The sequence below is a fragment of the Pseudomonas sp. GW821-FHT12A04 genome (assembly GCF_058807755.1).
Genome location: NZ_JBXAQZ010000014.1, coordinates 78052 through 91883, shown reverse-complemented (window position 1 = coordinate 91883; position 13832 = coordinate 78052). Strand labels below are relative to the sequence as shown.

The window sequence follows — 13832 nt, the reverse complement described above, 5'->3', positions numbered from 1 at the left end:
CTTCGGTTGCCCTTTTTTTTGCCTGTAAAAAACTATCGGTAAACACGTAACCCTGTAGGAGCGAGCTCTGCTCGCGATGGACGCCAGCGATGACGCGGGCTGCCTGAATGTACGCGTTGTCCTTGCGGTCATCGCGAGCAGAGCTCGCTCCTACAGTGATTTTTTGCGATTGGCGGCAATAAAAAAGGCGCGGTCCTTGCGGAGCGCGCCTTTTTCGATGCCGCTGTATCAGCTACCCAGCGCCTTCGAGGCCAGCCAGAACAACCCGGCCGACAGGGCCACGGTGGCTGGCAGGGTCAATACCCAGGCCAGCAGGATGGTTCTGACGGTGCCGCCTTGCAGGCCGCTCTTGTTGGCGACCATGGTGCCCGCCACGCCCGAGGACAGCACGTGGGTGGTGGAAACCGGCAGGCTGAAGATGTTGGCCATGCCGATCAGGCTGGCGGTGGTGATCTGCGCCGACATGCCTTGGGAGTAAGTCATGCCTTGCTTGCCGATCTTCTCGCCAATGGTCAGTACCACGCGTTTCCAGCCGACCATGGTGCCCAGGCCCAGGGCCAGTGCTACCGCCAGAATCACCCAGAACGGGGCGTATTCAGTGGTGGTGGTCAGGTCTTTGCGCAACTTGTCCAGGTCAGCCTTTTCACGGGCCCCGAGCGTTGGCAACTTGCTGACTTTCTTCGCGGTGTCATCCAGGCAGAGCAGGTAACGACGTACTTCGATGCGGCTTTCCGCCGACAGCGAATGGTAGTCGGCTACACCCTTGAGGGTGCCGAGCAGGGCGGTGATGGTCGGTTCGGTCTGTTGCGGGTTGCAACGGAATTTCTCCGGCAAGTCGCCGTTCAAGCTCTTGCCCAGGGCCAGGAACTCGCCCAGGGTTTCGGAATTGCGCTGGTAGAACTGGCTCAGGTGCAACGTAGCGTCGCGAGTCCGTTCGATCTGGTAGGTCGTGCTGTTCAGGTCGAGGACGAACTGGGCCGGCACGATACCGATCAGGACCAGCATGATCAGGCCGATACCTTTCTGGCCATCGTTGGAACCGTGCACGAAACTCACGGCCATGGCCGAGATCACAAGTACCAGGCGATTCCAGAACGGCGGGTGTTTCTTGTCGTCGATCTTGCGGCGCTGTTCCGGCGTCTTGTGCATCTTCGACAGCGGACGCCACCATTTAAGACCGATCAGAATCAGCGCGGCGATCAGGAAGCCTGCCATTGGCGAGAATACCAGCGACATGCCGATATCGATCGCCTTTTGCCAGTTCACCCCGTCGGCCAACGGAATTTCGTTGATCAGGGCGTTGGCCAGGCCCACGCCGAGGATCGAGCCGATCAGCGTGTGGGAACTGGAGGCGGGGATACCGAAGTACCAGGTGCCCAGGTTCCAGGTGATGGCTGCGGCGAGCAACGAGAACACCATGGCCAGTCCGTGACCGGTGTTCACATTGATCAGCAGTTCTACCGGCAGCAGGTGGACGATGGCATACGCCACGCCGACCCCGCCCAGCAGTACGCCGAGGAAGTTGAACACACCGGAGAAGAACACCGCCAGGTGAGGCGGCATGGCTTTGGTGTAGATAACGGTCGCCACCGCGTTAGCGGTGTCATGAAAGCCGTTGATGAACTCGAAGGCGAGGACAAAGGCCAGGGCGAGCAAGAGGCTCACAAGCACCCAAGCATCCAGTCCGCTGAATAAATCGATCATGAAGGTTTTCTGACCCGGTCATAAGGGGGCGCGATTATGCCAGAAAAGACTGCTAATCAATGCACTAGCTGCTCATCGGTAACATTCTTCAACGAATTTTTTTGCCGCAGGACCTGAAAACCCACGGTTTTGCTGTGTTTTTTAAGTCATTGATTTTATTGAAAAAATAGACTGTCACAAAACCTTCACGGCCCGGCAGGAGGGGCTTGAACGGTTGTGAGAAAAATCTGAGAAATAGGTCAGATACCGGAAATCTGCCTGATTTGACGACGGTGATGGCCGCTGCCCGCTCGTAGCGGGCGCGAAAGGCAACATCAATACATCCCGCTTTTAACGGGTGCAGAGGCAGGCCCTTGTAAGGATCAGGCCGAAGCAGTCACGGCTCTTCGGCTTTGAGTTCCTTTTCCATTTTTTGAAGTTCTTGCTGGAAAACCTGATCCTGAACGGTGGCGCGTTTACGCCAGGGTTTGCGTTCCGGTTCGGGTTGAGCGGCGTAAGTGGTGACTTCTCCGCCGTAAACTTCCTTGTAACGTTGTTCCTGGCGCTCTAGTTCCGCGCGCAGTTCGTCTTTCGTCACAGTGCTACCTGATTGAGTTGGGATAAATTCTGGTGAAAACGCGCTGCATCAAATCGTTTGATCACGTTCGTCGAGTGGGCAATGCCCGTCAAGGCATCGTTTTTGGCAACAACGTGATCAATACTTCCATGTCACAGGCGGCCACGACACCAGAGATAAATAGCTGACGTAGCTTCAGTTTCCTGTTTCGGCAAGCGCGATGGCAAGGCTGTGCAATGCGGATCTGGCGCTTGCAACGGGCAACGGCGATGGAACATCGCCTGGCCGGGCAGCGGGTTCGGCAAGTAAAAAACCGAAGCGCTACTGAATTGTATTATAGCGGCCGATTTGAAGAACACTATCTCCAAAGAGTTAAAAGTGAATCTTGGTGTGTGACCGTTTTGTTGCTCGAAACTTTGCGATTAACTAGAACGTCGACGGATACCGCATTGCTGCGATGCCTTTCTGACGCCATTAAATCAGGCAAGTTACGGTAATTGGATTGCCCCATTAAGTCCTGTGTCGAGTCGGCGTAAACATGGGGGCGCAAGTCAGCGAAAACCGGGCATCAGCGCATGTGATTTACACGACGGATTGCGATTATCGGTCGAGCGTTCGATAATCGCACGGAGTTGGCGGGCCGGGCTTGAGCGCCAGGCTCGCCCTTTGTAATAGTCGCTGATCCGAATGGGTAAAAGGACCTTGTATGAACGATCAAATGCGCAATTCCTTCGCTTCAGTGGCTCCTCCCATCGTTGCCTCACCTGCCAAACGGATCCAGGCACTGACCGGCGACCCGGATTTCATGACGTCCCTGGCCCGTGGCCTGGCCGTGGTGCAAGCGTTCCAGGAGCGCAAACGACACCTGACCATCGCCCAGATCAGTCACCGCACGGAAATTCCCCGCGCCGCCGTGCGTCGTTGCCTGCACACTCTGATCAAGCTCGGCTACGCCACCACCGACGGCCGCACCTATTCGCTGCTGCCCAAAGTGCTGACCCTCGGCCATGCCTATGTGTCATCAACGCCGCTGGCGGTTTCCGCCCAGCCTTACCTGGACCGCATGAGCGAGCAACTGCACGAGGCCTGCAACATGGCCACGCTGGAGGGTGATGACATTCTGTACATCGCGCGCTCCGCGACCACGCAGCGGCTGATTTCGGTGGACCTGTCGGTGGGCGGGCGCTTGCCGGCCTATTGCACCTCGATGGGGAGGATCCTGCTGGCCGCGCTGGATGACACCTCGCTGGGCGAATACCTCGACCACGCCGAATTGCAAGCCAAGACCAGCCGCACGATCCACACCCCCGAGGCGTTGCTCGAATGCCTGCAAGAGGTGCGACAGCAAGGCTGGTGCATCGTCGACCAGGAACTCGAGCAAGGACTGCGTTCGATTGCCGTCCCGGTGTACGACGCTTCCGGGCAGGTGGTTGCGGCCCTCAATGTCAGCACTCACGCCGGGCGAGTCAGCCGCAATGAACTGGAACAGCGGTTCCTGCCCGGTTTGTTGAGCGCCAGCCGCGACCTCAGCGCCCAGTTGTTTGCCTAAGCCGTTCGATAAACGCACAGAGTCGCGTTTATCGAATTGACGCTGTTTCCTCCGGATCATTACTGTCGCGGCTTCGTCGGCATCTGCTGACATCGTTCGACCGCGATCCGTGGGATAAAAATAATGAACCAGCCTCAGTCTGCTGTAGGTAACTGCCTCGACGTGCAGTCCTTCATCAATGCCCAACCCATTTCGCGCTACCAGTGGCGCGTGGTGATCCTGTGTTTCCTGATTGTCTTCCTCGATGGCCTCGACACCGCGGCCATGGGCTTCATCGCCCCGGCCCTGTCCCAGGACTGGGGTATCGACCGAGCCAGTCTCGGCCCGGTGATGAGTGCGGCGTTGATCGGCATGGTCTTCGGCGCACTGGGCTCCGGCCCTCTGGCTGACCGCTTCGGGCGAAAAGTCGTACTGGTCGGCGCGGTGCTGTTGTTCGGTGCCTTCAGCCTGGCCTCGGCCTACAGCACGAATGTCGATCAGCTGTTGGTGTTGCGCTTCCTGACCGGCCTGGGTCTGGGTGCCGGCATGCCGAACGCCACCACGCTGCTGTCGGAATACACCCCTGAGCGCAAAAAGTCCCTGCTGGTGACCAGCATGTTCTGCGGCTTCAACCTCGGCATGGCTGGTGGCGGATTTATCTCGGCCAAGCTCATTCCGGCCTTTGGCTGGCACAGCCTGCTGCTGATCGGTGGAGTGCTGCCGCTGATCCTCGCCGTCGTTTTGCTGTTCTGGTTGCCGGAGTCGGCGCGTTACCTGGTGGTGCGCAACCGCGGTACGGACAAAGTACGCAAGGCACTGGCGCCGATTGACCCGACGGTGGTGGCCCAGGCGTCCAGTTTCAGTGTGCCGGAACAGAAAACAGTGAAGGCGCGCAATGTGTTCGCGGTGATCTTCTCCGGCACCTACAGCACCGGCACCTTGCTCTTGTGGCTGACCTACTTCATGGGTCTGGTGATCGTTTACCTGCTGACCAGTTGGCTGCCGACGCTTATGCGTGACAGTGGCGCGAGCATGGAGCAGGCCGCCTTCATCGGCGCGCTGTTCCAGTTCGGTGGCGTGCTGAGTGCGGTGGGCGTGGGCTGGGCAATGGATCGGTTCAATCCGCACAAGGTCATCGGCACTTTCTACCTGCTGGCTGGGGTGTTTGCCTACGCGGTAGGGCAGAGCCTGGGCAACATCGCGCTGTTGGCGACGCTGGTGCTGGTGGCCGGGATGTGTGTCAACGGTGCGCAATCGGCAATGCCGTCACTGGCTGCGCGGTTTTATCCGACTCAGGGGCGGGCCACCGGCGTGTCGTGGATGCTCGGGATCGGCCGCTTCGGCGCCATCCTCGGGGCGTGGATGGGCGCGACGCTGCTGGGCCTGGGCTGGAACTTCGAGCAAGTGCTGACGGCGCTGGTGATTCCGGCGGCGCTGGCGACGACGGCGGTGGTGATCAAGGGCATGGTCAGTCATGCGGATGCGACCTGACAGTCTGATCCGGAATCTCGTGTGATGTAGATGGCCTCTTCGCGAGCAGGGCTCGCTCCCACAGTTGATTGCAATCCTCTGTGGGAGCGAGCCCTGCTCGCGATGCATTTTGGGATAGGTAGCCAGACAACAATGTGTTCGATAATCGAACGCTCAGTCGATTATCGGATTGTTTGGCCTTTTTCAGAAGCTTAACCTTCAGTCATTCCGGCGCTGCGCATCGGCGCCTTCTTCCACTGTCGGTTAACAATAAACGGGAGCCTGCCCCAATGGCTGAAATCCTTTCGCTGCACGACGCGGTGAAGCAATTCGTAAACGACGGCGATACGGTCGCGCTCGAAGGCTTTACTCACCTGATCCCGACGGCCGCCGGTCACGAAATCATTCGCCAGGGCAAGAAAGACCTGACCCTGGTGCGGATGACCCCTGACTTGATCTACGACCAGTTGATCGGTGCCGGTTGTGCCCGCAAACTGATTTTCTCCTGGGGCGGCAACCCGGGTGTCGGCTCACTGCATCGCCTGCGTGACGCAGTAGAGAAACAGTGGCCCCACGCGCTGGAAATCGAAGAACACAGCCACGCCGACCTGGCCAACGCCTACGTCGCCGGGGCATCCGGCCTGCCGTTCGCGGTGCTGCGTGCCTACGCCGGTTCCGATTTGCCGAAGGTCAACCCGCTGATCAAATCGGTTACCTGTCCGTTCACCGGCGAAGTGTTGGCCGCCGTGCCTTCGGTGCGCCCGGACATTACCGTGATTCACGCGCAGAAAGCCGACCGCAAGGGCAACGTGCTGCTGTGGGGCATCCTAGGCGTGCAGAAAGAAGCTGCGCTGGCGGCCAAGCGCTGCATCGTCACCGTTGAGGAAATCGTCGACGACCTCAATGCGCCGATGAACTCCTGTGTGCTGCCAACCTGGGCCTTGAGCGCGGTTTGCCACGTACCTGGCGGCGCGCATCCGTCCTATGCCCACGGCTACAACGAACGCGACAACCGCTTCTACCAGGCCTGGGACCCGATTGCCCGCGACCGTGAAACCTTCACCGCGTGGATCAACGAATACATCCACGGCAGCGCTGACTTCAGCGAGTTCCAGGCCAAACTGGCCGCCGCTTCGGAGGCGAAGTAATGACTTACACCACCAATGAAATGATGACCGTTGCCGCTGCCCGTCGCCTGAAGAACGGCTCGGTGTGCTTCGTCGGCATCGGCCTGCCGTCGAAAGCGGCCAACCTGGCGCGCCTGACTTCCTCGCCTGATGTGGTGCTGATCTACGAATCGGGCCCGATCGGTGCCAAGCCAAGTGTATTGCCACTGTCGATTGGCGACGGTGAGCTGGCGGAAACCGCCGACACCGTGGTGCCGACCGGCGAGATTTTCCGTTACTGGCTGCAGGGCGGGCGCATTGACGTCGGTTTCCTCGGCGCGGCGCAGGTCGACCGTTTCGGCAACATCAACACCACCGTCGTGGGTGATTACCACGCGCCGAAAGTCCGTCTGCCGGGTGCAGGTGGCGCGCCGGAGATTGCCGGTTCCGCCAAGAGCGTGTTGATCATCCTCAAGCAGTCATCGCGCTCCTTTGTCGACAAACTCGATTTCATTACCTCGGTCGGCCACGGCGAGGGCGGCGATTCGCGCAAGCGTCTCGGTCTGCCAGGCGCCGGACCGGTGGGGATCATCACCGATCTGTGCATCATGGAGCCGGAAGCCGGTACCCATGAGTTCGTGGTCACTGCACTACACCCGGGTGTGACCCGCGAGCAAGTGGTTGCTGCCACCGGTTGGGCGATTCGCTTTGCCGACCAGGTTGAGCAAACCGCCGAGCCGACTGAAGTCGAACTGACCGCGCTGCGCGACCTCGAAGCCCGTACCGCTGTCGCACACGGCCAAGCCCCCGGAGAAGCGTGATGCGTGACGTTTATATCTGCGACGCGATTCGTACCCCCATCGGCCGTTTCGGCGGTGGCCTGTCGTCGGTGCGTGCCGACGACCTGGCTGCCGTGCCAATCAAGGCCTTGATGGAGCGCAACCCGTCGGCGGACTGGAACGCGGTGGACGAGGTGTTCCTCGGCTGCGCCAACCAGGCCGGTGAAGACAACCGCAACGTGGCGCGCATGGCGCTGCTGCTGGCTGGCCTGCCGGAAACCATTCCCGGCGTGACTCTCAACCGCCTTTGCGCTTCGGGCATGGATGCCATCGGCACCGCGTTCCGCGCCATCGCCAGCGGCGAGATGGAGCTGGCGATTGCCGGCGGCGTCGAGTCGATGTCCCGTGCGCCGTTCGTGATGGGCAAGGCCGATGCCGCTTTTTCGCGCAACATGAAGCTCGAAGACACCACCATCGGCTGGCGCTTCATCAACCCGTTGATGAAGGCCCAGTACGGCGTGGATGCGATGCCGCAGACCGCTGACAACGTGGCCGACGATTACAAGGTGTCCCGCGCCGATCAGGACGCGTTCGCCCTGCGCAGTCAACAACGCACGGCCGCCGCACAAGCCGCCGGGTTCTTCGCCGAAGAAATCGTTGAAGTGCGCATAGCCCACAAGAAGGGTGAAACCGTGGTCAGCCAGGATGAGCATCCTCGCGCCGACACCACCCTGGAAGCTCTGACCAAACTCAAACCGGTCAACGGCCCCGACAAGACCGTCACCGCCGGCAATGCCTCGGGTGTAAACGACGGCGCCGCCGCGTTGATCCTGGCTTCGGCCGAAGCGGTGAAGAAACACGGCCTGACTGCCCGTGCCAAAGTGCTGGGCATGGCCAGCGCCGGTGTTGCCCCGCGGGTGATGGGCATTGGCCCGGTGCCGGCGGTGCGTAAACTGATCGAGCGCCTCGGTGTGGCGGTCAGCGATTTCGACGTGATCGAGCTCAACGAAGCCTTCGCCAGCCAAGGCCTGGCGGTGCTGCGTGAACTGGGGATCGCGGACGACGCGGCCCAGGTCAACCCGAACGGTGGTGCGATTGCGTTGGGTCACCCGTTGGGCATGAGTGGCGCGCGGCTGGTGTTGACCGCATTGCATCAGCTGGAAAAAAACGGTGGCAAGAAAGGTCTGGCCACCATGTGCGTCGGTGTCGGTCAGGGTCTGGCCCTGGCGATCGAGCGCGTCTGACGCGCTCTGAAGACTTATAAGAACTGAGGAATGTTTCATGACTGACAAGCCTGGTTACCGTCGCCCGCAGGAAGGCACCCAGCCGGAGTACCTGCACCCGACCTATCAATCCACCAACCTGCGCTCGCCGTCCAAGCCGTTGGTGTTCCTGCCGCATTCGCTGTCGGAAATCACCGGTCCTACCGTCGGTGCCGAGCGCATCAACGAGAAGGATAACGACCTGACCGCCCAGCACGAGGGACAGCCTCAGGGTGAGCGCATCATCATCCACGGCCGTGTGCTGGATGAAAACGGTCTGCCGGTGCCGGGGATTCTGGTGGAGATCTGGCAGGCCAACGCCGCCGGTCGCTACGCCCATGCCCGCGACCTGCACGACGCACCGCTGGACCCGAACTTCACCGGCACCGGCCGCACCGTGACGGACGCCGATGGCTGGTACCAGTTCCAGACCATCAAGCCCGGCGCCTATCCATGGGGTAACCACCACAACGCCTGGCGCCCGGCGCACATCCATTTTTCGCTGTTCGGGCCGAGCATCCTGACGCGCCTGGTGACGCAGATGTATTTCCCGGGCGATCCGTTGCTGGCGTACGACCCGATCTACAACTGCGTACCCGATACCAGCGCCAAAGAGCGCTTGATCGCGACGTTCGATCTGGAAAAAACCATCCCTTCCTATGCCCTCGGTTATCGCTGGGACATCGTTTTGCGCGGCCGCGACGCCACGCCGATGGAGAAATAAGATGACGCTGACTGCGACCACGTCCCACACCGTCGGGCCGTACTACCACATCGGCCTGACCTGGCTGAACCGCGAAAACCTGACCGTCGAACAAACCCTGGGCGAGCGCGTGGCGATCACCGGGCAAGTGGTCGACGGCAATGGCGACATCGTCAACGACGCGATGCTGGAAGTCTGGCAGGCCAACGCCGCCGGCAAGTATGACCACCCCGAAGACGATCAGGACAAACCCCTGGACCCGAACTTCGAAGGCTTTGGCCGGGTGCCGGTAGATGCCGAAGGACGCTTTCGCTTTACCACCATCAAGCCCGGTACGGTCGAGGGCCTCAAAGGCACGACCCAGGCACCGCACCTTGTCGTTCTGGTGTTTGCCCGTGGTTTGGTGAAGCACCTGCTGACGCGTATCTACTTTGATGGCGAGGCGGCCAACGTCAACGATCCGTTGCTGGAGTGCGTGCCGGCCGAGCGCCGCAGTACCTTGCTGGCCAAGAAGGATGCGTCGGGTGTTTATCAGTGGAATGTCATTCTGCAGGGTACCGATGCCGAGACGGTGTTCTTCGACTATTAAGTGAACACCGCAACACCTTGTAGGAGCTGGCAAGCCAGCTCCTACAAGGGATCTGTGTTGCTGATTTATCTGCGGAACGGGAGTGTTGCAAAGTGTGTCTAGACTCTCACTTTCCCCATTGAGTGAAAAAACAATGACAACACCCACAGCGCCTATAGCTCTTTATACGGGCGAAGAACGCAGCAAGCGGATCTTCGCCATTGTCGGTGCCTCGTCCGGCAACCTGGTTGAATGGTTCGACTTCTACGTCTACGCCTTCTGTGCGATCTATTTCGCACCGGCCTTTTTCCCGTCCGATAATCCCACCGTGCAGTTGGTCAATACCGCTGGCGTGTTCGCCGCCGGGTTCCTGATGCGGCCGATTGGTGGCTGGATTTTCGGGCGCTTGGCGGACAAGCACGGGCGCAAGAATTCGATGTTGATCTCGATTCTGATGATGTGCTTCGGCTCGCTGCTTATCGCCTGCCTGCCGACCTACAGCAGCATCGGGGTCTGGGCGCCGATCCTGTTGCTGTTCGCCCGTTTGCTGCAAGGCTTGTCGGTGGGCGGTGAGTACGGCACTACCGCAACCTACATGAGTGAAGTGGCGCTCAAGGGCCAGCGCGGTTTCTTCGCCTCGTTCCAGTACGTGACCCTGATTGGTGGCCAATTGCTCGCGGTGTCGCTGGTGGTGGTCCTGCAACAGTTCCTCACCGAAGATGACCTGCGTGCCTACGGCTGGCGGATACCCTTCGTGGTGGGTGCCATGGCGGCGCTGGTTTCGCTGTATCTGCGTCGTTCGCTCAAAGAAACCACCAGCAAGGCAATGCGCGAAAACAAGGACGCCGGCAGCATCAGCGCCCTGTTTCGCGACCATAAAACCGCATTCATCACCGTACTCGGTTACACCGCCGGTGGTTCGCTGATCTTCTACACCTTCACCACGTACATGCAGAAGTACCTGGTGAACACCGCCGGCATGCCGGCCAAGACCGCCAGCTACATCATGACCGGCGCGCTGTTCCTCTATATGTGCATGCAGCCGATTTTCGGCATGCTCGCCGACAAGATCGGCCGGCGTAACTCGATGCTCTGGTTCGGCGCCCTCGGCACGCTGTGCACCGTGCCGATCCTGTTGAGCCTGAAAAGCGTGACAAGTCCATTTCTGGCCTTCGTGTTGATTACCCTGGCGCTGGCGATCGTCAGTTTCTACACCTCCATCAGTGGCCTGGTGAAAGCCGAGATGTTCCCGCCCGAGGTGCGTGCATTGGGTGTCGGCCTGGCGTATGCGGTGGCGAATGCGATTTTCGGTGGTTCGGCGGAGTATGTGGCCTTGAGCCTCAAGGCCGTGGGCATGGAAAACTCCTTCTACTGGTACGTGACGGTGATGATGGCGATAGCGTTCCTGTTCAGCCTGCGTCTGCCGAAACAGGCGAAGTATCTGCATCACGACCTTTGATCTTCACGCGCGGACCGCAGGCCCGCGCCTCCAGGAATTGTTTATGAACCAGCGACCGGGCAATCAATTGTTCGATGCCTATTTCACGGCCCGCGACATGCGTGAGGTGTTCTGCGATCAGGGTCGGGTCCAGGCCATGCTCGATTTCGAAGCGGCATTGGCCCGGGCCGAAGCACGGGTCGGGATGATTCCGTCGAGTGCTGTCGCGCCGATTGAAGCAGCTTGCCGTGCCGGGCTTTATGATTTTGCGATGTTGGGCGAGGCCATTGCCACGGCGGGTAACTCGGCGATTCCGTTGGTCAAGGCGCTGGGCAAGCAGATCGCGGCCACCGATGCCGAAGCCGAGCGCCATGTGCATCTGGGCGCGACCAGCCAGGACGTGATGGACAGCGGCCTGGTGCTGCAACTGCGCCGGGCGCTGGAACTGATCGAGAGCGACCTGGCACAACTGGGGCAGACACTCGCGTCCCAGGCCCAGCGCTACGCGACCACGCCATTGGCCGGACGCACCTGGCTGCAGCATGCGACACCGGTCACCCTCGGAATGAAGGTCGCCGGCTGGCTGGGGGCGGTAACCCGCAGTCGCCAACGCTTGGCCGAACTCAAGCCGCGTCTGCTGGTGCTGCAATTCGGCGGTGCGTCCGGAACCCTTGCGGCCCTTGGCGAACAGGCCATGCCGACGGCCCAAGCGCTGGCCGAAGAACTGCAACTGACCTTGCCCGATCAGCCGTGGCACACCCAGCGCGATCGCGTGGTGGAGTTCGGCGCTGCGCTCGGCCTGATCGCCGGCAGTCTCGGCAAACTCGGGCGTGATATCAGCCTGTTGATGCAAACCGAGGCCGCCGAAGTGTTCGAGCCTTCGGCGCCGGGCAAGGGCGGTTCCTCGACCATGCCGCACAAACGCAATCCGGTGGGCGCGGCGGTGTTGATCGGCGCGGCGACTCGCGTACCCGGTTTGCTTTCGACGCTGTTCAGCGCCATGCCCCAGGAGCACGAGCGCAGCCTCGGTCTGTGGCATGCCGAGTGGGAAACCCTGCCGGAAATCTGCTGCCTGGTGTCGGGCAGCCTGCATCAAGCATTGTTGATCGTCCAAGGGCTGGAAGTGGATGCCGAGCGCATGGCGCGCAATCTCGATTTGACCCAGGGCCTGGTGCTCGCCGAAGCGGTGAGCATCGTCCTCGCGCAGCGGGTTGGGCGCGATACCGCGCATCATCTGTTGGAGCAATGCTGCAAACGCGCCGTGGCCGAACAACGTCACCTGCGTGCGGTCCTCGGCGACGAACCACAAGTGACCGCCGAACTGTCGGCGGCTGAGCTCGATCATCTGCTGGACCCTGCCCATTACCTCGGCCAGGCCAAAACCTGGGTCGAGAGGGCGGTGGCTGAACATTCTGCATTGACTGCCTGAAGGAGACTTGCTGTGGCTTTTGTACAACTCGCCGAGGGCGAACTGCATTACCAACTCGATGGACCGGTCGATGCGCCGGTGCTGGTGCTGTCCAACTCCCTGGGCACGGACCTGCACATGTGGGACGCGCAGATCCCGGCGTTCTCCAAGCATTTTCGCGTGCTGCGTTTCGACACCCGCGGCCATGGCCAGTCATTGGTGACACCGGGGCCTTACAGCATCGAGCAACTGGGCCGCGACGTGCTCGCATTGCTGGATGCCTTGCACATCGAACGCGCGCATTTCTGCGGATTGTCCATGGGCGGGCTGATTGGCCAGTGGCTGGGGATCAACGCCGGCGATCGACTGAACAAGCTGATCGTGTGCAACACCGCAGCGAAAATCGGCGATCCGTCGGTGTGGAACCCGCGCATTGAAATGGTGCTGCGCGATGGTCAGGCGGCCATGGTTGCCCTGCGCGATGCGTCGATTGCCCGCTGGTTCACCCCGGATTTCTCCGAAGCCAACCCGGCGGCGGCCAAGCAGATTACCGACATGCTGGCGGCGACTTCGCCAGAAGGTTACGCGGCCAATTGTGCAGCTGTGCGCGATGCCGATTTCCGCGATCAGTTGTCCTCGATCAAGGCGCCGCTGCTGGTGATCGCCGGCACTGAGGATGCGGTCACGCCGCCGTCGGGTGGGCACTTCATTCAGGAACATGTGCCGGGCGCCGAGTACGCCGAGTTCTACGCTGCGCACTTGTCCAACGTGCAGGCTGGCGCTGATTTCAGCGAATGTGTTCTGGCCTTTCTGAAGGCTCGTTGAGGGATATTCCGTGGACGAGAAACAACGTTACGACGAAGGCATGAAAGTCCGTCGCGCGGTACTGGGCGATGCTCACGTCGACCGCAGCCTGACCACTCTGACCGAGTTCAACTCGGAGTTCCAGGAAATGATCACCCGCCACGCCTGGGGCGACATCTGGACTCGCGAGGGTCTGCCACGCCATACCCGCAGCCTGATCACCATCGCCATGCTGATTGGCATGAACCGCGAGGGCGAACTCAAACTGCACCTGCGCGCTGCCGCCAACAATGGCGTGAGCCGTGGCGAGATCAAGGAAGTGATCATGCAGAGCGCGATCTACTGCGGCATCCCGGCAGCCAATGCGACGTTCCACTTGGCCGAGTCGGTGTGGGATGAGTTGGGGGTTGAATCGCGGGAGTAAGCGGTAACGGTGAACAACCTGTGGGAGCGAGCTTGCTCGCGATAGCGTCGGCACATTCACTATTGATGTCGCCTGATACACC

At 60.7% G+C, this 13832-nt stretch carries 13 protein-coding genes; 11 read left to right on the top strand and 2 right to left on the bottom strand.

Annotated features, from left to right (window positions below; all coding sequences use genetic code 11):
- Positions 1–228: 228 nt before the first annotated feature.
- On the bottom strand, positions 229–1704 hold the full coding sequence (locus tag AC1RS8_RS21850) for an inorganic phosphate transporter (protein ID WP_057716094.1): 1476 nt from the start codon (positions 1702–1704) through the stop codon (positions 229–231).
- Positions 1705–2080: 376 nt separating this feature from the next.
- On the bottom strand, positions 2081–2281 hold the full coding sequence (locus AC1RS8_RS21845; protein ID WP_007986337.1) for a hypothetical protein: 201 nt from the start codon (positions 2279–2281) through the stop codon (positions 2081–2083).
- A gap of 685 nt (positions 2282–2966) precedes the next feature.
- On the opposite strand from AC1RS8_RS21845, the gene pcaR reads away from it, so the two are divergent.
- From pcaR to pcaC, 11 genes are all read left to right on the top strand, one after another.
- A complete protein-coding gene (gene pcaR, locus AC1RS8_RS21840) occupies positions 2967–3809 on the top strand; it encodes a pca regulon transcriptional regulator PcaR (protein WP_057716093.1) in 843 nt (280 codons plus the stop codon).
- A gap of 123 nt (positions 3810–3932) precedes the next feature.
- Positions 3933–5279, top strand: a complete 1347-nt coding sequence (pcaK, locus tag AC1RS8_RS21835) for a 4-hydroxybenzoate transporter PcaK (protein WP_057716092.1) — start codon at positions 3933–3935, stop codon at positions 5277–5279.
- 269 nt (positions 5280–5548) lie between these two features.
- Positions 5549–6406, top strand: coding sequence for a CoA transferase subunit A (locus tag AC1RS8_RS21830; protein WP_008054173.1), 858 nt, complete (start codon positions 5549–5551; stop codon positions 6404–6406).
- Positions 6406–7185, top strand: a complete 780-nt coding sequence (locus AC1RS8_RS21825) for a CoA-transferase subunit beta (RefSeq protein ID WP_489339913.1) — start codon at positions 6406–6408, stop codon at positions 7183–7185. The genes AC1RS8_RS21830 and AC1RS8_RS21825 overlap by 1 nt, the downstream gene beginning before the upstream one ends.
- Entirely contained in the window at positions 7182–8387 is a 1206-nt protein-coding gene (gene pcaF, locus AC1RS8_RS21820; protein ID WP_489339914.1) for a 3-oxoadipyl-CoA thiolase, read from the top strand. Before AC1RS8_RS21825 ends, pcaF begins: the two co-directional genes overlap by 4 nt.
- Before the next feature lie 37 nt (positions 8388–8424).
- A complete protein-coding gene (gene pcaH / locus AC1RS8_RS21815) occupies positions 8425–9129 on the top strand; it encodes a protocatechuate 3,4-dioxygenase subunit beta (RefSeq protein ID WP_057716089.1) in 705 nt (234 codons plus the stop codon).
- Position 9130: 1 nt separating this feature from the next.
- On the top strand, positions 9131–9697 hold the full coding sequence (gene pcaG, locus AC1RS8_RS21810) for a protocatechuate 3,4-dioxygenase subunit alpha (RefSeq protein WP_057716088.1): 567 nt from the start codon (positions 9131–9133) through the stop codon (positions 9695–9697).
- 133 nt (positions 9698–9830) lie between these two features.
- Entirely contained in the window at positions 9831–11135 is a 1305-nt protein-coding gene (locus AC1RS8_RS21805) for an MFS family transporter (RefSeq protein ID WP_090453557.1), read from the top strand.
- Between the two features lie 43 nt (positions 11136–11178).
- Entirely contained in the window at positions 11179–12543 is a 1365-nt protein-coding gene (locus AC1RS8_RS21800; protein WP_489339915.1) for a 3-carboxy-cis,cis-muconate cycloisomerase, read from the top strand.
- 12 nt (positions 12544–12555) lie between these two features.
- Positions 12556–13347 carry a 3-oxoadipate enol-lactonase gene (gene pcaD, locus AC1RS8_RS21795; RefSeq protein ID WP_154909668.1) on the top strand — a complete coding sequence of 264 codons (792 nt, stop codon included), beginning with the start codon at positions 12556–12558 and terminating at the stop codon, positions 13345–13347.
- Between the two features lie 10 nt (positions 13348–13357).
- Positions 13358–13750 (top strand): 4-carboxymuconolactone decarboxylase, encoded by a 393-nt coding sequence (pcaC, locus tag AC1RS8_RS21790; RefSeq protein ID WP_008016493.1) that lies wholly within the window; start codon positions 13358–13360, stop codon positions 13748–13750.
- Positions 13751–13832: the final 82 nt, after the last annotated feature.

What these genes read in the sequence shown, in the direction of transcription:
- AC1RS8_RS21850 (WP_057716094.1), bottom strand. Translation starts at nt 1,704, where the DNA reads ATGATCGATTTATTCAGCGGACTGGATGCTTGGGTGCTTGTGAGCCTC.
- pcaR (WP_057716093.1), top strand. Translation starts at nt 2,967, where the DNA reads ATGAACGATCAAATGCGCAATTCCTTCGCTTCAGTGGCTCCTCCCATC.
- pcaK (WP_057716092.1), top strand. Translation starts at nt 3,933, where the DNA reads ATGAACCAGCCTCAGTCTGCTGTAGGTAACTGCCTCGACGTGCAGTCC.
- AC1RS8_RS21830 (WP_008054173.1), top strand. Translation starts at nt 5,549, where the DNA reads ATGGCTGAAATCCTTTCGCTGCACGACGCGGTGAAGCAATTCGTAAAC.
- AC1RS8_RS21825 (WP_489339913.1), top strand. Translation starts at nt 6,406, where the DNA reads ATGACTTACACCACCAATGAAATGATGACCGTTGCCGCTGCCCGTCGC.
- pcaH (WP_057716089.1), top strand. Translation starts at nt 8,425, where the DNA reads ATGACTGACAAGCCTGGTTACCGTCGCCCGCAGGAAGGCACCCAGCCG.
- pcaG (WP_057716088.1), top strand. Translation starts at nt 9,131, where the DNA reads ATGACGCTGACTGCGACCACGTCCCACACCGTCGGGCCGTACTACCAC.
- AC1RS8_RS21805 (WP_090453557.1), top strand. Translation starts at nt 9,831, where the DNA reads ATGACAACACCCACAGCGCCTATAGCTCTTTATACGGGCGAAGAACGC.
- AC1RS8_RS21800 (WP_489339915.1), top strand. Translation starts at nt 11,179, where the DNA reads ATGAACCAGCGACCGGGCAATCAATTGTTCGATGCCTATTTCACGGCC.